15 protein-coding genes, 2 tRNA genes and 1 pseudogene are annotated in these 21,555 nt (G+C 53.2%); 13 read left to right on the top strand and 5 right to left on the bottom strand.

Annotated features, from left to right (window positions below; all coding sequences use genetic code 11):
- The first annotated feature begins 11 nt into the window (after window positions 1-11).
- The 7 genes from H7C19_RS08650 (at window position 12) to H7C19_RS08680 (ending at window position 11,402) form a co-directional block, all read left to right on the top strand.
- Entirely contained in the window at window positions 12-2,498 is a 2,487-nt protein-coding gene (locus tag H7C19_RS08650) for a glycoside hydrolase family 38 N-terminal domain-containing protein (protein ID WP_221469117.1), read from the top strand.
- 161 nt (window positions 2,499-2,659) lie between these two features.
- The gene (locus H7C19_RS08655; RefSeq protein ID WP_185142242.1) at window positions 2,660-4,981 is read left to right on the top strand and encodes an AraC family transcriptional regulator; all 2,322 of its coding nucleotides are present in this window, start codon (window positions 2,660-2,662) and stop codon (window positions 4,979-4,981) included.
- A gap of 240 nt (window positions 4,982-5,221) precedes the next feature.
- Window positions 5,222-6,151 (top strand): ABC transporter permease, encoded by a 930-nt coding sequence (locus H7C19_RS08660; RefSeq protein ID WP_246469377.1) that lies wholly within the window; start codon window positions 5,222-5,224, stop codon window positions 6,149-6,151.
- Between the two features lie 12 nt (window positions 6,152-6,163).
- Complete coding sequence (locus H7C19_RS08665) at window positions 6,164-7,033, top strand: carbohydrate ABC transporter permease (RefSeq protein WP_185142244.1); 870 nt, start codon at window positions 6,164-6,166, stop codon at window positions 7,031-7,033.
- Between the two features lie 62 nt (window positions 7,034-7,095).
- Window positions 7,096-8,643 (top strand): extracellular solute-binding protein, encoded by a 1,548-nt coding sequence (locus H7C19_RS08670; protein ID WP_185142245.1) that lies wholly within the window; start codon window positions 7,096-7,098, stop codon window positions 8,641-8,643.
- A gap of 89 nt (window positions 8,644-8,732) precedes the next feature.
- Complete coding sequence (locus H7C19_RS08675) at window positions 8,733-11,105, top strand: RICIN domain-containing protein (RefSeq protein ID WP_185142246.1); 2,373 nt, start codon at window positions 8,733-8,735, stop codon at window positions 11,103-11,105.
- Between the two features lie 210 nt (window positions 11,106-11,315).
- Window positions 11,316-11,402 (top strand) — tRNA-Leu (locus H7C19_RS08680).
- Between the two features lie 126 nt (window positions 11,403-11,528).
- Here the strand turns inward: H7C19_RS08680 and H7C19_RS08685 are convergent.
- Both H7C19_RS08685 and gap read right to left on the bottom strand, forming a co-directional pair.
- Entirely contained in the window at window positions 11,529-12,902 is a 1,374-nt protein-coding gene (locus H7C19_RS08685) for an MFS transporter (RefSeq protein WP_185142247.1), read from the bottom strand.
- Between the two features lie 42 nt (window positions 12,903-12,944).
- A complete protein-coding gene (gap, locus tag H7C19_RS08690; protein ID WP_185142248.1) occupies window positions 12,945-13,955 on the bottom strand; it encodes a type I glyceraldehyde-3-phosphate dehydrogenase in 1,011 nt (336 codons plus the stop codon).
- A 284-nt stretch (window positions 13,956-14,239) separates the two neighbouring features.
- On the opposite strand from gap, the gene H7C19_RS08695 reads away from it, so the two are divergent.
- Complete coding sequence (locus H7C19_RS08695; RefSeq protein WP_185142249.1) at window positions 14,240-14,839, top strand: TetR/AcrR family transcriptional regulator; 600 nt, start codon at window positions 14,240-14,242, stop codon at window positions 14,837-14,839.
- A gap of 470 nt (window positions 14,840-15,309) precedes the next feature.
- Window positions 15,310-16,542, top strand: coding sequence for an ATP-binding protein (locus H7C19_RS08700; protein ID WP_185142250.1), 1,233 nt, complete (start codon window positions 15,310-15,312; stop codon window positions 16,540-16,542).
- Between the two features lie 510 nt (window positions 16,543-17,052).
- Here the strand turns inward: H7C19_RS08700 and H7C19_RS08705 are convergent.
- A complete protein-coding gene (locus tag H7C19_RS08705; protein WP_221469118.1) occupies window positions 17,053-17,481 on the bottom strand; it encodes a hypothetical protein in 429 nt (142 codons plus the stop codon).
- A 34-nt stretch (window positions 17,482-17,515) separates the two neighbouring features.
- On the opposite strand from H7C19_RS08705, the pseudogene H7C19_RS08710 reads away from it, so the two are divergent.
- The 4 genes and pseudogenes from H7C19_RS08710 to H7C19_RS08725 all read left to right on the top strand — a co-directional run.
- Window positions 17,516-18,046: pseudogene (locus H7C19_RS08710) on the top strand (ATP-binding cassette domain-containing protein); the annotation flags it as partial.
- A gap of 33 nt (window positions 18,047-18,079) precedes the next feature.
- On the top strand, window positions 18,080-18,559 hold the full coding sequence (locus H7C19_RS08715; protein WP_185142253.1) for a GNAT family N-acetyltransferase: 480 nt from the start codon (window positions 18,080-18,082) through the stop codon (window positions 18,557-18,559).
- A gap of 14 nt (window positions 18,560-18,573) precedes the next feature.
- Complete coding sequence (hisC, locus tag H7C19_RS08720) at window positions 18,574-19,677, top strand: histidinol-phosphate transaminase (RefSeq protein WP_185142254.1); 1,104 nt, start codon at window positions 18,574-18,576, stop codon at window positions 19,675-19,677.
- Window positions 19,678-19,768, top strand: a tRNA-Leu gene (locus H7C19_RS08725).
- A gap of 167 nt (window positions 19,769-19,935) precedes the next feature.
- Here H7C19_RS08725 and H7C19_RS08730 read toward each other — a convergent pair.
- Together H7C19_RS08730 and H7C19_RS08735 are read right to left on the bottom strand one after the other, a co-directional pair.
- Window positions 19,936-20,922, bottom strand: a complete 987-nt coding sequence (locus H7C19_RS08730) for an ROK family protein (RefSeq protein ID WP_185142255.1) — start codon at window positions 20,920-20,922, stop codon at window positions 19,936-19,938.
- Window positions 20,913-21,551, bottom strand: a complete 639-nt coding sequence (locus tag H7C19_RS08735) for a D-sedoheptulose-7-phosphate isomerase (RefSeq protein ID WP_185142256.1) — start codon at window positions 21,549-21,551, stop codon at window positions 20,913-20,915. The genes H7C19_RS08730 and H7C19_RS08735 overlap by 10 nt, the downstream gene beginning before the upstream one ends.
- Window positions 21,552-21,555: the final 4 nt, after the last annotated feature.

A 21,555-nucleotide genomic window follows, 5' to 3' on the forward strand; every position in this document is an offset into this window, starting at 1 on the left:
GGAAACTTCACTTGCTTTGCAATGCGCATCTGGATCCGGTATGGCAATGGGAATGGGAGGAAGGCGCGGCAGCCGCGATTTCCACCTTCCGGGCGGCCGCCGACTTCTGCGAGGAGTACGAAGGCTTCGTGTTTAACCATAACGAAGCGATCCTGTACCGCTGGATAGAGGAATATGAGCCGGCTTTATTCCGGCGCATTCAAGCGCTGGTCAGACAAGGGCGTTGGCACATGATGGGCGGCTGGTACCTGCAGCCGGATTGCAACATGCCTTCGGGAGAATCGATCGTCAGGCAAATTTTGCTTGGACGCCGCTATTTTCAGGAGAAGTTCGAAGCGGCGCCCACGACGGCGATCAATTTCGATTCGTTCGGGCATTCGCGCGGTCTCGTGCAGATCATGGCGAAGTCCGGGTACGATTCGTATATTTTCATGCGGCCTGAAGGTCGGACGGCAGCGCCGGCGCAAGATTTCGTATGGGTCGGGTTCGACGGCTCCGAGGTGCTGGTCCATCAGATCCATGAAGGCTACAATACGCTCTTGGGGGAAGCGCACAAGAAAGTCGAACGCTGGATCGAAAGCCATGCGGACAAGGATCCGGGACTGCTGCTGTGGGGCGTGGGAAACCACGGCGGCGGTCCGTCGAGGCTCGACCTCGACCGCATCGGCGAGCTGATCGAATCCGCGCAGGACGTGGAGATCCGCCATTCGACTCCGGAGCGGTATTTTGCCGAGCTAGCCGGCCGGGCTGACTCCCTCCCTGTGCATGCCGGCGATTTAAACCCGCGTTTCGTCGGTTGTTACACGTCCATGATCCGCGTCAAGCAGAAACACAGGCAGCTCGAGAACGAGCTGTTCATGACGGAGAAAATGGCGTCGGCCGCCGCCCTGCAAGGGCTGATGGACTATCCTCAGGCGGAGCTTCGCGAGGCGTTCCATGATTTGCTGACGGGACAATTCCACGACATTCTGCCCGGTACCTCGATCGAACCCGCCGAGGAAGCGGCGCTCCGGCTGCTGGATCACGGTTTGGAAACCGCATCGAGGCTGAAAGCGCGGGCCTTCTTCGCATTGGCCTCCGGACAAGAGAAAGCGGCAGAAGGGGAGTATCCGATTCTCGTTTACAATCCGCATCCGTATCCCGTCCGCGGCGTGTTTGCCTGCGAATTCATGCTGGCGGACCAGAACTGGAAGGAAGAGTTCTCCCAACCGGTCGTTTACCGGGAAGGAGAACGGCTGCCCTCGCAACCGGAGAAAGAGTACAGCAACCTGAACTTGGATTGGCGCAAAAGAGTGGTATTCGAGGCCGAGCTGGCGCCGTCGTCGATGAATCGGTTCGACTGCCGCATTCAGACGCTGGCGCATAAACCGCAGCCTCGGATGACGACGGAAGAGAACGTGTTTCGTTTCCGAAATCCGGACCTGGACGTGGCCATTAATCTGGAGACGGGGCTAATGGATGCCTACGTCGTAAACGGAATTTCTTATCTGAAGCCGGAAGCGTTTTTGCCGCTCGTGGTGGAAGACAACGAGGATTCGTGGCGAATGGATGCGAACCGCTTCGAACCTGTCGTCGGGCGATTCACGCTGATGTCGCCGGATGCCGGCACGGCTTTCTCCGGCGTGAAGTCGCAAACGCTGCTTTCGGTAAGAGTCGTCGAAGCCGGAGAAGTTCGCACCGTGGTGGAGGCGCTGCTCGAATACAGGCAGTCGGCTGTGTGCGTGACGTATAAGCTGCCGAAACGCGGCACGGAAGTCGAGGTGCAAATCCGCCTGTACTGGAATGAGAAGGACCGCATGGTCAAGCTTTCGGTTCCCGCCGCTTTCAACGCCGCGGAGACCCGCTATTTGGGCCAAACGGCATACGGCGTGCAGCCGCTTCCGACCGACGGCACGGAAGCCGTGTCACAGAAATGGACAGCGCTCATCTCCGAAGCCGATGACCGTGCCGTGACGCTGATTAACGACGGCATATACGGATCCGACAGCAAAGACGGCGTCATGAGGCCCACCTTGATCCGCAGTCCAGGTTACTGCGCGCATCCGATTCTCGATCGGCCGATCCTGCCGCAGGACCGGTTCTCTCCAAGGACCGACCAAGGGGAGCGACGCTACACCTTCTGGCTGAACGCGGGTACGGCCAAAGAACGGATCGGCCGCGTCGATCGCGAAGCGCTGGTCCGCCATGAACGGCCTTACGCGCTATCGTTCTTCCCCCATGGAGACGGAACGATGCCCGAGACGGCCATGGTATTGGAGGACCAGACGGTGCAGCTCGCGGCTTTCAAAAAAGCCGAAAAATCGGAAGCGTTCGTGATCCGGCTCTTCGAGCCGACAGGCCGATCCCGTCAGACTACGTTGAGGCTGCCGACGCTTGGCCTGGTTGTCCCGATTGCGCTCGGGGCTTATGAAATCAAGTCGCTGCTGATCGATACCAAAACGAAGAGCGTCCAGGAATGCGATTTAATGGAGCAAACGCCGCGCAGCAACGTGCGCTAGCCTGAATCCTAGGGGCCGTGAAGCTCATCTTCGCCGCAGGACAATCCGATCCGGGTTGTCCTGCGGCGAACGCACGGGGACGTCCGCCGCCATGGCATCGATTCATGGGATAAGAATGCATGACATGACCGGAACAATAGTCCCGTGCTGGAGGTGCGGAGATGGGGAAGCTGTTCGCATCGGGAAAGTACCGCAGTCAAATCTTCCTGTCGATCTCGGTCGCCATCATGCTGACGATCGTCGCCTTCTCGGCGGTCGTCTATTCGAATGCGAGAGCGATCTTGCAGAAGAAGGAATACGAGTCGGACAGCCAGTTTCTGTATCAGGTCAAGTACAATATTACGCAAATGGACAGCGGGATCAAAAATTTAAGCGCCTATTTGTTTCAAAATAACGACATCCGGTCCATCATGTACCGCAAGGAAGATTTCAACGATATGGCGGAGTTGACCGTGCAAATAAATCGGCTGGCCGGCTCCGTCTTATCTTCCAACCCTTACGTCGATTCGATATGCATCTATAACAGATACCGGGATTTAACCTTATACATAGGCAGGCCTCTTTTTTTCGAGGATCCATCGTTAAAGCGAATGATCGAATCGGCTCCCTCCATTCCCAGGCTGACGGTGATTCCGAGAAAAATCGAAAACATAGACAAACGATTTGAGAATGTTTTCACCTATTTCATGTACGATACGGACCGAACGAACGCCATGGACGGCGCCTTGATCGTCAACGTCAAGTCCGAGTGGTTTCTGGATCAGATTCAAACGATTAATATGGTCGACAAGAAAAAAGGAGACCGCGTCTTCATTCTTGACGAAGAGCAGCGGTTTATCAACGACGAGAACAGCCCGGAAAGCTTGCGAAACGCGATAAGAGACGGCTTCTTGCGAAACAAAGATCAGCCGGAAGGCTTCTATGAGAGCGAAGTAGGCGGCAAAAATGATCTCGTCACCTATGTGCGCGTCGAAGGTCTGGGCGTTACGCTGTTGAAGCTGCAGCCCGGGGCCGAGGTATACAAATATTTGAATTCGTTAAAAACGACCATGATCGGCGTGACGCTCGCCTTCTTATTGCTGACGCTGTTCATCGCCCTAACGCTGTCCGGCACCATTTACCGACCCGTATCCAATTTGATCAAACGCGTTGCCCCCGTCAACAGCCGCAAAGCCGACGTCTCGGCCTTCCGGGATGAATTCGTCTATCTGGGCGAGGTCTACAAGCAATCCGCGGAGCAGTTGGATTTGTTGGATAAAGAGAAGAACCGGTACCGCCATTTCATGAAGGTTTATTTGTTAAAGAAGCTGTTTCAGGAAAGCCACGCCATGGACGAATCCGCGATTGCGGAACTGGGCAAGGAAAAACATCTAAAGTGGGTGCTGGAGCAGGATCTGATCGTTTGCGTCCTCAAAATCGACGACGCCCGCGAATTCGGGCAAACGTATAGCGTAAAGCAGCAGGAACTCATCAAATTTGCCGTCCTCAATATTTCGACCGAGATGCTCTCCGCGTCCTATATGGCGGCCGGCTGCGAGATGAGCGAGGATCATGTGGCGCTGGCGATCGGCCTTAGGCCGGACAAGCTTCGCGATGGGGAAGCCATGTCACGCCTGCTCTCGCGAATCCAGGCCTATATCCTCCAGTATTATAAAATTTCCGTCACCGCTTCCGTCAGCAGAGAGACGAACGACTTCAAGGAAATATCGAAAATATACGGAGAGGCTTTAAACGATTCCATCTATCGCTTCGTGCTGGGAAGAATGTCGGTCATATCGCCGAATCGGATCAGAACGAATACCGAGAACGAAGCGTCCGGATATCCGGCCGATCTCGAAGAGCGGTTGTTAAAACAGCTGAAATCCGGTCGTCCGGAAGCGTTCGGGGAGACGCTCCGCCGAATTTTCGCGGAAGTGTCCAAGCTCGAGTACGACAATATCATGATTTCCCTCATCCGGCTCGCCGACGCGCTGAAAAAAGCCGTCGATGCGCTCATGAAATCGAAGCTTCGACCGGTCCATTTCCATTTTCCCGCCATTTCCCGCAAGCTGCTCGAATTGGAGACGATCGACGAATTCCATTCGCTCCTTGTCGATGCCGTCAGCCCGGTGATGGAGACGGATGGCGATGAAGAGCTGGAGCGGAGAAACGCGGCGATCATCGACGCCGTCCGAGGCATCGTGATGAACGAATACGCCGACCCGGCGCTCTGCCAAGACGGCATCGCTTCCGCCTTGAACATCTCTTCGAGGAGGCTGAGCCGGATCTTCAAGGACGGCGCCCAAACCTCGATTCCGGAGTACATCCATGCGGTGCGCCTCGACAAAGCTTTGGATTGGTTGGAAAGCTCGAACTTGAGCGTGTACGAAATCGTCGCCAAAGTCGGCATCGAAAACGAATCCTACTTTTACAGCCTGTTTAAGAAACGGTTCGGGACGACGCCGAAGGAGTATACGTTGCAGAAGAAATTGAAAAGCGTGTAGGTAAAAGGGCTTTATTCCTTGCAGAGCAGGATGCTTTCTCATCGGGCGTTCTGCTCTTTTTTTTTGCCTAAAACGGAGGAATCGACCGAAATCGCAGTCGGCATTCGCGCTCCGGAGCGTCATTTTAAAGCGCCGTTATGAAGCATCCGCCCGACATTGCAGTTTACCGCGAGCAGACTGAAATCCATAATGGCGATAGACGGCCGACTACCCCATCACACGCAGAAAGGACGACACAGCTTGTATGCCTCAAGACGCAAGAATTCCATATTAAAAGACTTTATCCGCAACTTCGAACTTACGTTTCTTGCACTGCCCGCAATCGTATTTATCTTTGTCTTCGCTTACATCCCGCTTTACGGATTGATTCTGCCTTTCAAAAATTACAACTTCGAGCAAGGCTTTTTCGGAAGCCCGTGGGCGGGCTTGCAAAATTTCAAGTATTTGTTCACTTCGGACACCTTGGTCAGAGTGACAACGAATACGGTGGTCATGAACGCGTTGTTCATTTTGTTCGGCACCCTCTTCTCCCTGCTGTTTGCGCTCCTGATTTTCGAGGTCGGGAAACGGCATGTCAAAGTGTATCAGACGGCCATGTTTTTTCCTTATTTCATTTCGTGGGTCGTGGCGGCTTACGTCGTTCTCGCTTTCCTGGACATGGAGAACGGATTCATCAACCGCATGCTTATCCATTTCGGGAAAGACCCGATCATGTGGTACAGCAACCCCCATTACTGGCCTTTTATCCTCGTCATCGTTTCGGTATGGAAAAGCGCCGGTTACGGAGCCGTCATCTATTATACGGGGTTGTTGGGCACCGATACCGAGTATTACGAGGCGGCCATGATCGACGGGGCGACCCGACTGCAGCGGGCCTGGCATATTTCGCTTCCGCTGCTTAAGCCGCTGATCACCATCATGACGATTCTCGCGGTCGGGAAAATCTTTTACGGCGATTTCGGACTGTTCTATAACGTCACTTTGGACTCGACGCAGCTGTATCCGGCCACGGACGTCATCGATACCTTCGTATATCGAACGCTCAAATCCATGGGCGACATCGGGATGTCCTCGGCAGCAGGCTTGTACCAAGCTGTCGTAGGGTTCGCGCTCGTGCTCCTCTCCAATTGGGTCGTGAAAAAAGCAAATCCAGAAAATTCGTTATTTTAAGGCGGTGCCGGCATGAAGCGTAACAATATCGTCATTCACCTGATTTTAGCCGGTTTTGCGCTAATCTGTCTGCTGCCGTTCGTGCTGATCGTGTCCACATCGCTCATGCACGAGAAAGATATCGCGCTCTTCGGCTACTCCTTTATCCCGAAACGGTTCACGTTGATGGCTTATGAAGTGATTTTGAAAAACCCGCAGCAGCTTATCAACTCGTACGCCGTAACCATTGCCGTCACGTTGATCGGCACGGCGGTCGGATTGTGGCTTACGGCTACGATCGCCTATGTGATGACCAGAAAGGATTACAAATACAGAAACAAGATTTCCTTTTACGTCTTTTTCACCATGTTGTTTAATGGCGGACTCGTGCCCAGCTATATTCTCATTTCCCGTTGGCTCGGCATGAAAAATACGATTTTCGCTTTGTTCGTTCCGTATCTGGTCAATGCATGGTTCGTGCTGCTCATGAAAGGATTTTTGCAAAGCATCCCCCATTCCCTAGTTGAATCGGCCAAGATCGACGGCGCCGGCGAATTCAAAATCTTCGTCAAAATCATTCTTCCGATTGCCAAGCCGGCCATCGCGACGGTGGGCCTGTTCATGGTGCTGCAGTATTGGAACGATTGGTGGCTCAGCATGCTGTTCATCGACAAGGAAAATTTGTACACGCTGCAATATCTGCTCATTCGGGTCATGCGGAACCTGGAATTCCTGAATACGGAGTTTGCCCGGAAGTACCTGAATTTGGCCCAAGTAGAGATCCCGACGCTGTCGGCGCGCATGGCCATGAGCGTTCTCGCCGCCGGCCCCATGCTGTTCGTGTTCCCGTTCTTTCAAAAGTATTTCGTGAAAGGTCTGACGGTAGGTTCCGTCAAGGGTTAACCCAGGTATTGCGTCACAGACAGCGTTACAAGTTAACATAAACAACCAATAGGAGGAACGTCATGAGGAAAACATCGAGCTCGATCTTCGTCGCGGTTTTCACGATCGCGATGGCATTGTCGGGGTGCGGCAAATCGGAAGGGGGCAATGCGGCTTCGGACTCCGCGTCGCCGGCGCAGTCCAGTGCGGCCGCAGAAGCTTCGCAGGCGCCGAACAAACAACCGATCGATTTCGTCGAGCTCACCTGGTACATGCCGCCGCCGACCTCGCCGGAGAAAAACATGGACAACGTGATGTCGGAGGTCAACAAATATGTAAAGGAAAAAATCAATGCCAGTTTAACGATCAAATTCATCGACTGGGGCTCCTACGAGGAAAAGATGAAGGTGATGTCGGCGGCGGGAGATCCGTACGACCTTGTTTTTACGACGAACTGGATCAACAAATTGCCGCTGAATGTCGCGAAAGGCGCTTTCGTTCCGCTCGATGATCTGCTGCGGCAATACGGGCCGCACATAATGGAGAAGATCGAAAGCAAGTATTGGCCGGCCGTCACGTTCCAAGGCAAGCGGTTCGCCATTCCGAATCCGACGACCTATGCTTCCACATCCTCCTTTTCCTTCAAGAAAGAGCTGGTAGACAAATACAACTTCGATTACAAGAACGCCCATACGCTGAAGGATATCGAGCCGTTTTTGGAAGCGGTGAAAAAAGGCGAGCCGGGGATCACCCCGCTGTTGGCCATGAATCTGGCAACGCCGGGCATGTCGGATCTGAATACGCAAAGAGATTCGATTACGAATTTCATCCAGTACGATCTGAAAACCGGCGAATTCCTGACCATCTTCGACGATCCGGTCGGAAAAGAGCTGGCCAAAACGCTTAGCGATTTCTACAAAAAAGGTTACATCGCCAAAGACGCCGCTACCAAGAAAGACTGGACATTGGAAGGGAAGTCCGGGAAATATGCGGTCATGCCGAGCCCGGGCGCCTATTCCGAAGACGGCTCCAAAGCAACGTCGGTATACGGATTTCCGTGCTACGAATCGCTGTATGCCAAAAACATCGTGAGCACGGCCAGCGTCCAAAGCGTCGGAACCGCCATCAGCAAAAGCTCGAAAAATCCCGAGAGAGCCATGATGCTGCTGGATCTCATCTACTCGGACAAGAAGTTTTTCAACTTGTTGGCTTATGGAATCGAAGGGCAGGATTACAAGGTCGTATCGGAGCAGGGAACGGACAACCCGACCGTGGAAACGAACGCGGAAGTGACGTGGGCGGTCTGGCATCCGTGGATCGGTTCGCTGTTCGATCAATGGCCTTCGAACTGGAACAGCCAAACGGCACTCGACAAAATGAGACGGGACAATGACGAATCGACGATCTCCCCGCTGCTCGGCTTCAATTTCGATCCGGAACCGGTGAAGCGGGAAATCAGCCAAGTTCAAGCCATCGTAGACGAAATTACGCCGGTATTATGGACCGGAACGGCAGCGGATACCGACAAGTACCTGCAAGGCGCGAAGGATCGGGCGGCCAAGGCGGGTCTGGACAAGGTCGTGGCCGAAGTGAAAAAACAATACGAAGCATGGAAGATCGCGCAAGGCTGATCGAACAGACAGGGAAGCTGACAAACCAGATTGCGCTAAGTTTGCAGCTTCCCTGATTTGCCATTCATCGAATAAGGAGTGTGTTTCGAATGAATCGTTATCGGATACGCGTTCTGGCCTGGTTCAAAGCATGCATGGCGGTTTGCTTGATGCTTGCCGTTCTTCCGGCCGTGCCGGGCAAAGCGCTTGCCGCTTCGACTGCGATTGCCTGGACGTTCGATGCGGACGGAAATACCGAAGGCTGGTCAGCCCAGAGCGGAATAACCGGATTCGGAGCAAGCGGAGGCGTCTTGAACGGCACCGTAACCCAGAAGAATGCCTTCATGACGTCGGGCGACAATCTCGGCATCGACATTACGAACAACAAAGTGATCCGCATCCGGATGAAAAACAATACCGGCACCAACATGGCGCGCATCTACTTCACTACGAATGCGGAAGGCACTTTCGAAGGTTCCAAGCTGCGGGATTTCAGCCTGATCCGAAACGATTCCGGTTATACCGATTACTACATCGATATGTCGCCGAATGCCAAATGGACGGGAACGCTGAAGCAATTGCGGATCGATCCGATCGTCGACTCCCCGTCGGGAGCTTTCAGTATCGACGAGATACGGATCGGAACCGGCGATGCCCCGATTACCTATTATGTGAGCAGCTCAGGCGGATCTGACGGCAACAGCGGCACTTCACCCTCCGCTCCATGGCGGACTTTGGCGAAAGTGTCGTCCCGTGTTTTCAAACCGGGTGATCAAGTGCTCCTGAAACGGGGAGACGCGTGGAACGAGGCGCTTTACATGCATGGCGCGGGAACCGCCGTTTCGCCGATCAAGGTCGGGGCATACGCAACCGGCGCCAGGCCGATGATCAAGCGTAACGACGTGAAGGAAGACAGAGCGCTATGGTGGGAGCATGAGATGTATGCGCAAGTCCAAAGCCTGACCGTCCGCAATGCAGGAATGGGCATTATTTTATGGAATGAAGGCACGAACGCGATCGACGATTGTATCGCCATCAATATCAAAGGCCTCTACGGCACTTATCAATCCGATGTCGGCTACGCGCTTTGGTCGGTCGGCATGGCGAGTCCCGGATCCATAACGAATAGCGAAGGCTGGGGAGCCCAGATGGTAGGTGCCAATATCGACAGGGCCTATATTCACGATGTGTCCGACCCGGGAACTTCCTATGCGGGTCTTAGCAACCAAGGCTACTGGCCGGGCGCGGTCTTCAGCAGAATCCTGCTCGACAATGCCGCGGGGAGCGCGACGTACGGCACTTCATCGATTATTTTATCGCATGCGCGCGGCCTTACGCTGGACCATGTGATCGTCAAGAACACGCCGCATGCCGGCAACCCGGACGAAGGCGGCATCGACTTCGAAGACGACAATCAGAACGTTACGATCACGGATTCGGTCTTCGTCAACAATGCCGGACCCGCCATCGAAATTTTGAGAGGCGGAGCGACGTTAACCGCTTCTTCCGGCATTGAAATCAAAAACGCCAAGTTTATCCGGAACAACTGGGCGCATACGAATACGGACCCTTCGGAAATTCAAATCTACGATTGGACCAGCCCCAATAAACCGACGAACGTTACGATCCATGACAACGAGTATACGCTCGCGAGCGGCGTCAAGTTTTTCGGGGGAGAGGGCGACAAGACGGGAACGACGCTTTGGAACAATACGGCGACGGCCAATATCGCTTACAATCACGAGCCCGATGCTTATGCGGGAGAGGACAAGTCCGTTTCCGGATCTGCCGTAAGCTTCTCCGATGCGCATGCGAGCGATGACGGAGGCGTGCTGACGGTATTGTGGGAACAGCTGTCCGGACCCGGCGTCGCGACCTTTGACGATGCGCATGCCGTGAATACGACGGCTCACCTTCCGGCAAGCGGCGCTTACGAGTTTCGCCTTGTCGCGGATGATGGAACTTATTTCAAAACTTCATACGTGACGGTGACATCGGGAAGCGCGCTGGCCGGGCGTTACAAAATCGTTAACCAGCTATACCCGGACCTGGTTTTACAGAATGCGGGAGGCACTTATAACGGTATAGCGGGTACGGAGAACGTCGCCGATACGCCAATTGGCTGGAATCTGCCCGAGCAGATCTGGAGCATCGTGGACGCCGGAGGAGGATATTATCGAATCGTTAACGAATTGCATCCGTATGTTGCATTGCAGGATGTCGGGGGCGTCTTTAATAACGTTACCGGATCGCATAACGTCGCCCTTGCACCGACAAGTTGGAATCTCCCCGAGCAACTATGGCGCATTACGAATGACGGGTCCGGTCATTACACGATCGTCAACAAGCTGAATCCAAGCGTCGAGCTGCAGGATGCCGGGGGCACCTTCAATAACATTCCCGGTACGCATATCGTCGCTCTAACGCCAACAAGCTGGAATCTTCCCGAGCAGAAGTGGAGCTTGGTCCGGCCTGGAAGCTAGGCTTGGTAAGGGCTGAACGAAGGAATCGCGCCCCGCGACGCGGCATGCGACTGAGGCTCGTATGAACCGTGAACGCATGCTCCGGCGGGGCGGCGAACGGTCGAATTTACTTCCCGAAATAAATAGAAAATCATGTTGACACCACAAGTCTCTTCGTGGTAAATTAATAACCGCTGACGCCGATAAAACGGCGTGAACGTAACGAAACATGCGGTCGTGGCGGAATTGGCAGACGCGCTGGATTCAGGTTCCAGTGGTAGCAATACCGTGGAGGTTCGAGTCCTCTCGACCGCACCACTTCATCCATGACAGGTCCCTGATCTGCTTTTTCCGGCAGAGAAGGGACCTTTTTTGTTATTCAATATCCTTAAGCTGAGTTATACCCTGGTTTTATCCATTGCCCCAGTTGCGATATGAAGAGAGCTACGTGACACTTGAAGTTTTTCGTCTCACGTACAGAAAAGCACATAAATTGGCCAAAACCGCTACCACAGCCAGTCCCCAGAATAGGTTTGCAAAAGCATGGCTAAGTGGAAGGAACTGTTGCCATTCTAATCCGCTAGACAACGCGGCAAGGCCGAATGCGCCACTGATAAACTGCATCAGTTGAAACAACCCCGTGCCTGAACCCATTTGGGAGGAGGGCAATATGCGCGAAATTTCGTTTGAAACGCTACTGCTGATGATAGCAAAGCCTAAGTTCATTAGCATGTACACAAAAACATTCGCTATCCAATATTGGGTACCCAGTCCTGCGAACAATACGGCCGCCAATAGAATGAGCACAGGAGTCATACGCAACATACTGCTATTTCCCCGCTTATCGATCACTGCCCCGATCGTTCTTGATAACAGTACGGACAAAATAGCCCCGGGAAAAATAACAAAACCGGCATGACTTGCGCTCAAACCAAATTGTTTCAATAGCATTTGCGGTAACAAAAAGAGCGTGGCAAAGTTGCATAAATAGGATAAAACCCCGATTAAGGCAAGCACAAGATAGGTTCTGTTAGCCAATAACGACGGAAGTACAAACGGGTGCTTCGCTCGGCGGATACGCAGAGAAAAGAAGAGCAGTCCCGAGATTCCGATCAACAAGGCAATGGGATGATAGCTGGTCAAAAATAGCAACAACCCCGCCGTACCCGCGCTCAAAGTCAATGCCCCCAGTAAATCGAAAGGGCGTTTGGAGAGCGACTCTTTTGGAATATGCCGCACAAGAAGCGGGGCAATGCACAACAGCAAGGATGTAATTGCAAAAAGATATTTCCAACCAAGATATTGCACCACCAAGCCGCCAATAACAGGACCAAGCCCAAACCCCAGTGATACGGAGGACATGATAAACGTCATCGATTTTCCCCGACGCGCCAACGGTACGTAACGGGTAAGAAGCACGATCGATAGGGAGAGCGCTGCACCGGCACCGGCAGCTTGCACAATGCGGGCCGCAAGCAGCACCCAGAAATGGCTGCTGAGCATCGCCCCAAGCGACGCGCCTCCCGTCAAAACCAGACTAATGGCGAACAAACGTTTCAACGGGACAATATCAGACAACCGGCTATATGTGATCGAGGAGATGGCGAACATGATAGAATAGCCAGTGACCGTCAACGAAACGATGGATGACGGCAAGTTGAAATAATGGCTTAAATCGTTTAATGCCAAGTTAAACATGGCCGTATTCATAGTGACCAACACAACGGTAATGCAAAGCAACGTAATAAGGACGCCTTCATGGGGAAGAAGGAGCACTTCGTTTTTCTCGACCTTCGCGTTGTGGGGTGCGTCCTTCATGGAATTTTCCTTCTTTTCATCTTTTTGATCTTGGAAAGTTATTTACTTAGCGATCTTAGCGAAGTGCTCCAGCGTGCGAACCAATTGAGCCGTGTAAGACATTTCATTATCGTACCAAGCTACGGTTTTCACCAGTTGCTGGTTCCCTACCGTCAGAACTTTTGTTTGAGTGGCATCAAAAAGTGAACCGAATGTCATCCCCTTAACATCGGAAGATACAATCTCGTCTTCCGTGTATCCGTAAGTTTCCGGATCGGACGCTTCTTTCATAGCGGCGTTAATATCCTCGACCGTTACCGTAGTGTTCAATACGGCAACGAGCTCGGTTACGGAACCTGTTGCTACAGGTACGCGTTGAGAAGCGCCATCAAGTTTACCCTTCAGTTCGGGAAGAACGAGGCCTATGGCTTTTGCGGCACCGGTGGAATAGGGAACAATGTTCTCTGCAGCGGCGCGTGCTGCTCGAAAGTCTCCATTTGGATTCGGAGCATCAAGTGTATTCTGGTTGCCCGTATAGGCGTGAATGGTCGTCATGAGTCCAGATTGAATGCCGAACTTATCGTGCAGAGCTTTAGCCATAGGAGCCAAACAGTTCGTTGTGCAGGAAGCGCCGGAAATGACGGTTTCCGTGCCGTCCAGCGTGTCATGATTGACGTTGTACACGATTGTTTTCATGTCGCCTGTAGCAGGGGCGGAAATGACAACTTTCTTCGCCCCGCCTTTTAGGTGAAGCTCAGCTTTTTCTTTCGTAGTGAAGAAACCTGTACATTCGAGCACAATGTCTACGCCAAGCTCACCCCACGGAATTTCATCAGGGTTGCGGTTAGCCAGAACCTTAACTTCTTTACCGTTAACATGAAAGGCTCCGTCATGAACTTCGATATCACCCTGAAAAGGACCTTGCGTAGTATCATATTTGAGCAAATGAGCCAACATTTTAGCGTTAGTAAGATCATTAATCGCTACAACCTCGACGCCTTCCACATTTTGAATACGGCGATAAGCGAGCCGTCCGATTCGTCCAAATCCGTTAATGCCTACTTTTACAGTCATTGAAAAATCTCCCCCTAAAAGATTTATTTATTCCAAGTACAGGCGAATGTCTGTCATCACTATTTCCATCTGGACCATTGGATTAACATCTTGTACAAAAAGAGACCGATCGGCATCTTTTATTGTAGCAGGATTCTAATCATTAGCAAGTCCGTAATCGTATTATTTGTTTCCAAATCGGCAGCCAAGTTACAGCGGTTCAAAGCGATTAAGTAATTGACAAGGCATTAGTTGTATAATTTGATATAATGTCTGATTAGAATATGGTTAATTCGGAGGAGCTTATGAAAAAAGGAGAACGGACACGAGAACACATCATTATGAGATCGGCCGCAATCTTTAATCAAAGAGGATATGCTGGTACATCCCTAAACGATATTATTGCCGAAACCGGGATTAAGAAAGGGGGTATTTATCGACATTTTGCTAGTAAAGACGAGATTGCGCTTGAAGCCTACAATTACGCTGCCAGTATGGTCACCAATAAATTTTCTGAGGCGGTCGATCAAGAGCAGTCCGCTTCTGGTCGGTTGATTGCTTTTTTTCGTGTTTATGAGGATGTTGTCAACAATCCGCCATTTATTGGCGGATGTCCCATGCAGAATACGGCTGTTGAAAGTGATGACGCTCATTTGGAGCTTCGAGATCGAGCAAGACAAGGGATGCATACCGCCTTGGATATGATGAAGAGCATAATTCGTGACGGAATTAAAGCTGGGGAGTTTAAGGAAGATCTGGATTCAGATGCTCTTGCTTCATTTGCATTTTCCTTGTTGGAAGGAAGCATTTTATTGAGCAAGTTGGATGGGGATAATAAGCATATTCAAATGAATATAGCGAACTTCTCATCATACTTGAAGCAATGTTGCCTACAGACCAGTTAACCAGATGATCTGGCATATCGGCCGCTTTTTGATGACTTTCCGGGAAGCCTTGCGGAGCTTGGGAAAGACCAAAAAACCCGCGAAAAGCCTTGATTCTACAAGGCTTTTCGTGGGTTTTTTGGTTATTGAGAAGTAGTACCCATCCTTGAACCATCCCGGCTACGATGCCTAATACGGTTGCTGACAGTACCATTTGCTTCAAGACCATTTCGTTGCGTATTTGCAGCATCTCATCCATGGTGATGTGAAGGGAGAAGCGTCATGTATGCTTTCGATCGTCAGGATAAATGGCTGATGCGGCTTTCCGTTTCGTGCTTTAAGAAAAACCGGGAACGTACTCGTTCGAGACTGTCGTTAAGATATGATTTCGAAAGGAAAAAGCGTGGAAATGGTCGAAAAGATTGGAATAGACTAAAATGGATGATATAGGTAATCGGTGTCGGAAAATGATATTTTGGAGGTGCGACTGGATGAAGGATCTTCTATTGGATTTACTGTCTCTTTTATTTCCGATTTTGTTTTATCAATTCGTTGCACTGACAAAAACGATCCCATCCAAGGGTTGGCAGGATCAATTAGGATTGGGGTTCGTATGCGGAACAGCGATCATTTCTTCCATGCTATTGCCTGACCTCATTACAAATGATTTTAACGGCGATTTAAGAAACATCCCGCTCATCATCTCCTTGTTGTATGGAGGATATGCTGCTGGGCTTGTTTCTTTTCTCTGCTTCCTGACGGTGCGGTGCTTGATTGAAGTTGACGGGCTGGCGATGGCGATATTGGCTTCACTGATGGTTTTGACGATCACCTCATTTTTCCGTCCTCGCTTTGCAAAGCGGTTACCCCGATGGCGGTTTTTCATCGCGATAAGTTTAACGTTAGTTTCGTTTATGATTTCCTGGTATTTTTCGCCTCTCGATCACCCGTTCTTGGAATCTATCTTATGGAGAATTGCTCTCATTCATTTGGTTGCCATGGGCATGATTACTTTTATAATGGAGGTAACGCTCAAAACGAAGAGGTTGCAAGAGCAGATCTTGTCTACAGAAAAAATGAATTTAGCCAGTCGGTTGGCCTCCTCCGTAGCTCATGAAATCCGTTCTCCGTTAACGGTGGTTAAAGGCTTTTTACAACTGGCCAAGGGCAACTTGGAAGGGAAAAATAAAGATTACATTGAAAATTCCTTGACTGAACTGACCCGAGCAGAATATGTCATCAACGATTTTCTCAATTATGCAAAGCCGCAATTAGAAAAAATGGAAACCATCTCCGTCACTGAAACGTTAGATCAAATAAGCCAAACCGTTTCCTCTTTAGCCTCATTGCACAATGTAAACGTAGTTATCGATGCTAACGAAAAACTTTGGATTCGGGCAGATCAGCTAAAAATAAAACAGGCGCTTGTCAATATTCTCAAAAACGCCATAGAGGCATCAACGAAGGGGGGAACTGTGTTATTAAAAGCATATCGCGAATCCGACAATATCCATATCCAAATTTGCGATGAAGGAGAGGGGATGACAACGGGAGAGTTGACGAGATTAGGAACCCCGTTCTACTCAACGAAAAATAATGGTACAGGTCTTGGATTAATGGTGGCCTTCAGGATTATTCAAGCAACCGGCGGACATTTGGAGTATAAAAGCGAAAAAGGAAAGGGGACAAATGCTGTCGTAATGTTGCCGACGGTCAACGGATGAAAACCAAATTGAATTCTATAAAGGTATTTCTTCACATGAGAAAGGGTCTGTGCGGGATTTGACGCTTACGAACTGGGAGAGGCCCATGCGCATTAGCATGGGCCTACTTGTTTTGGACAACCAGAATAAGCGTCAGACAAGATCTGATCTTTAGCAGCACGGTTGCAACGATCTAGACAACACAAAGATGTTTATTGCAAATGAGAAGAATAAGGGATATCGAAAAAGCTCAAGCCGTTCTACCCCTAACTATCTGTCTGCGGCTGTCGATCCGTGCAATTGCATATAAAATTGTAGTGGTGCTTGCTAAGGCTGGCACGTAATGCAGCATGTTGGAATGGATAGCTACTCTCTTCTGGAGGCAACGCGCGTAAATTGGAGCTAGTGCTGTGTCCATAATGATGCTGGATCGTGCCAAACAGATTCCGTTGAAGCAGCTTTTTCTGGCGAGCGATTGATAACGTCCATACCCGGCTCCGTGCGCCCCGCGTTGTATCCGGAGCTGTTGTTTTAACGTTCGAGCCGTCGCAACACGACAAGACCACCTTTGGCGGCTGGGAGCTCGTGAAGGCCATTCAGTAGCTTGATTCGGCGGGACAACGCGACCCGTCCGCGGCAATCGTAGACCGTCATCTCGTAGTCGTTATGGTCCGGCAGATCATGGCAACGGATGACAAGCTGTTCGCCGTACGTTCCGTTGGCGACGATAAAGCGGTCGCATGCGCCGCGCATTGGGACGACGATGTTCGCGTACACCGCCGCGATTTGCGTGCCGTCGCGCTGCGCGACGACGATAGGATAGTTCAGTTCGGGCTGCTGCGGCGCCAGCTCGCCCCGCAGCAGAACGTCGCGGTGCTCCCGGAAGAAGCCGAGCCAGAACTGGAGCATCTCCGCGTATTCCGCTCCAATCTTGTCGAGCCGTACGGAAATTTGTGGCACTGAAAACAGAACATTGACAAGCTGCATGGCGGCACTCTCGTTCCAGGAATCCCGCCTGCTCCCTTGGAAGTCCGTCCTCGACAACGTCAGAATCGGGGCCAAGAATGACCGCAAGCTTGCAGAGGAAGCGCTTCGCCAGGTCGGTTTGGCCGAGCGGGGCAAGGAGTGGCCCTCGGTGCTGTCCGGCGGACAGAAGCAGCGCGTCGCGCTTGCCCGCGCGCTGGCGAGCCGCCCCCGGCTGCTGCTGCTCGACGAGCCGCTGGGGGCGCTCGATGCGCTGACCCGCATCGAGATGCAGCAGTTGATCGAGGAGCTGTGGATTCAAGAAGGATTCACGGTCATTCTCGTCACGCATGACGTCAGCGAAGCGGTCTCCCTCGCCGACCGTGTTCTTCTCATCGAGCAGGAGCGCGTGGCCATGGATACGAGAATTGCCCTGGATCGGCCCCGGGAGAGGAACAGCGGCTTCGCCCACTACGAGCAAATCATCCTGAACCGCGTGCTGGGCCGCAGCGATTCGGCCTCGTATCCGACGAAGGACCGCAGGCTGAGCTACTCCATCTAACCCCACTTCACGCGGAAAGGAAAGATTGCAGCTATGTCTACTATTGTTGCCTCCTCCGAGAATGTCCGGAGCGCGGATTCGGAGCAATTGATCAAGGAGCTGAGCGCGGAGCTGGCCGCGCTGTACGAAGTGTCCGACGGAGGAGCCGGCTTCCATCCGGAGGATGTCGAGCAGCCGCGTTCCGCCTTTGTCGTCGCCCGTCTGAACGGCTATCCGGTCGGATGCGGGGCGCTTCGCCCTCTTGACGACAACGCCGCCGAGATCAAACGCATGTACACCCGCTCCGATTATCGCCGGCAAGGCGTCGGACAGGCGATCATCGCGGAGTTGGAGCGTCTGGCGCTCGAATTCGGTTACGCGAGTCTTAAGCTCCAGACAGGCCCTCTCCAACCGGAGGCCGTCAAGCTGTACGAACGCGTCGGTTATTACCCGATTCCGCGCTTCGAGGGAGATTGGGAGCTCGTCCATGCTTATCGGAAGGATCTGGTCCCTGCCGAAATCAACCGACCCTAGAAGGAGGTTCTTCCATGTGCGCACTTCCGATCCGGGAATCGCTTAGAAGCATTCACGTTTACATTCCGGCCAAATCGACCGAGGAGACGAAGCGAGGAGCGGCGGATTCCGCTCCCGTCGTCCGGCTCGCGGCGAACGAGAATACGATCGGCTTCTCGCCGCTTGCGGAGCAGGCGATCCGCGAGGCGGCCGCCACGCTATTCCTGTATCCGGACAGCTACTCCACCCGGCTGCGCTCCAAGCTCGCCGCAAGCCGAGGCTACAGTCCGGATCGTCTACTCTTCGGCAACGGCTCGTTCGAGCTGCTGTCTCTGGCCGCGCTAGCCTACCTGAGCGCAGGCGACGAGGCCGTCATTCCTGTCCCGTCGTTCGGCTGGTACAAGGTGGCCACTCTAGCGGCCGGAGGGGTGCCGGTCGAGGTGCCGCTTCGTAACCACAAGATCGGACTTGACGATCTGAAGCGCGCGATCACGGATCGCACCCGCCTCATCTGGCTGTGCAATCCGAACAACCCGACGGGAACGTATTACGGGACGGAGGAGCTGGAACAATTCCTCGCAGACCTTGCGCCATATGTCGCCGTCGTTGTGGACGAAGCCTATTACGAGTATGCGGAGCAGCCCGACTATCCCGATACCGTCAAGCTGCTCGACCGCTATCCGAATCTAATCGCGCTTCGAACCTTCTCCAAAGTGTACGGTCTCGCCGGCTTGCGAATCGGCTACGCGATCGCCGCGCCCGAAACGATCCGGACGATTAACCGGATCCGTATTCCTCCGAACGTGAACGTGCTGGCGGAAGCGGCGGCGGCCGCGAGTCTCGACGACGCGGAATTCGTAACGGCCGTCCTGGACAACAATCGGGCCGGCAAGCATTATTACTACGAGTCCTTCCGCGAGATGGGCCTCGCCTATCTTCCGACGGAGACCAACTTCATTATGGTGGATCTCGCACAGGACAGCACCCCGGTCTTTCAAGAGCTGCTGAGACGCGGGGTGCTCGTTCGCGCCGGCAGCGACTTCGGCATGCCGACCTGGCTTCGAATCACGATCGGGAAGCCGGAAGAGAATCGGCTCGTTATCGAGAAGCTTAACGAAGTTCTCGCGGCGAGAGTGTGAGCGGTCCGCAGAGCGGTATTGGCAGACGCGCTGGATTCAGGTTCCAGTGGGCTAACCCCCCGTGGAGGTTCGAGTCCTCTCGACCGCGCCACATCATCAACGACAGGTTTCTGATTTGCCCATTCAGGCAGATTAGAAGCCTTTTGTTGTTCAACAGGTTTAGGCTATTGCTCATCACTTGGGCCGATGAAATCTTGGAACTAGAGTCCAGGCGTGCATAAATGTTGGCAGTGGTGGAGAAGGAGGCGTCCTTGGTCGTCAAGCCTGCTGTTCCAGAGCCAGCAGAGCAACCGACAACCCGGCCGCATCCCCGATCTTTTCTCCCAAGCCTGCGGGTACGATGCGGCAAACGTTCAGCGATCGCGGCAGCGCCTCCTTGCGAAGCTCCCGAAGCACAAGCGGGGCAAGGAGGGATTCCTGCCGGGTGTAGATGCTGCCGATGACGATAACCTCGGGATTGAGCACGTCGATGAGAACCGCGAGTCCGCGCCCGAGCTGCCGGGCGACCGTGCCTATTATGGCAAGCGCCAGCTCGTCCCCGGCTTGCGCCGCTTCCCCTACCCGCTTGGCCGTGATTTCCTTCGGATCCCCGTCCTGCAGCATCGTCTTGTACCCCAGCTTCAGCCATTCGTCCAACCGGCAGCGAGCCAGCAGAGCGATGCCGCCGCCGCTGCAAAAGCCTTCGAAAGACCCTTCTTTGCCATAACCGAGAGGTCCGCTCTCTTCCATGCGGATATGACCGACTTCACCGGCCATATCGTTCGTACCGGCGTACAGTCGGCCGTTCAGGATAAGGCCTGCCCCCATCCCCGTGCCGAAGGTGAGAAACACCATATTTCTCGTCCCTCGTCCCGCTCCCCACTTCCACTCGGCCAATGCGCAGGCGTTGGCGTCGTTCTGCAAGGCGGCGGGAACGCCGTAGCGCTCGCGCCACGGCGCGACGACATCGATCCGATCCCATCCCGGCAAATTGGGCGGCGAGAGCACAAGCCCTCGCGCGCTGTCAAGCGGGCCGCCGCAGCTTACGCCGATGGATTGAAGAGCGCCTCGGCCTTCGCTTTCATGCTCGCGGAGCAAATCGTCCAGCGCCAAAGAGAGAGTCGCCAGCGTTTCTTCCGGGGTTGACGGCGTCGGGAACGTCTTTTTCCCGATTATTTCGATCGAATCCGCCGTCGGTCTCCCGAGGGAGGCCGCACATTTCGTTCCGCCGATGTCGATACCGCCGAACAGCTCGCTTACGCCCATGGGAAAAACTCCTTCTCCAGAAGGATGCAAAGCGCGTGGTAAATGGGCAAATGCCGTTCCTGTATATCGGGGGTGGAATCGTATGGAACGCGAACGACCGTGTCGCAAAGTTCCTTCAGCTTTCCTCCGCTTCGCCCGGTAAAACCGACGGTCGCCAGCCCCATTGCCTTCGCGACCTGAACCGCACGGACGACGTTTGCCGAATTTCCCGACGTGCTGAACACGACCAGCGCATCCTCTGGCCTTCCGTAGCCGTACACCTGCTGAGCGAACACCATATCGGCCGCCACGTCGTTGTTATATGCCGTTGAGAGCGCCGTATGGCTCACCAAGGAAATGGCGGGCAGCGCTCCTTGCAGATGATCGGCCAAATACGTACCCTCTTCGGTGCCGAAGATCATCCATTTCTCCCGTTCAGATGCCGGAAGCGGCCGTTGCGACATGAACCCCTTCATCAGCTCTCCGACGACATGCTCGCAATCGGCCGCGCTGCCGCCGTTGCCGGCGAGCAGCACTTTGCCGCCGCTCCCGTAGGTGCGCTTCAACGTCTCGAATGCCTGACGGATCTGACCCTCGCATTCCTTCAGTTCCGGATATCGGAGAATCAAACGCTCCAGTGTTGTTTCCATCCTT

This window comes from Cohnella nanjingensis (genome assembly GCF_014212125.1).
In the GTDB taxonomy this organism is placed as follows: domain Bacteria; phylum Bacillota; class Bacilli; order Paenibacillales; family Paenibacillaceae; genus Cohnella; species Cohnella nanjingensis.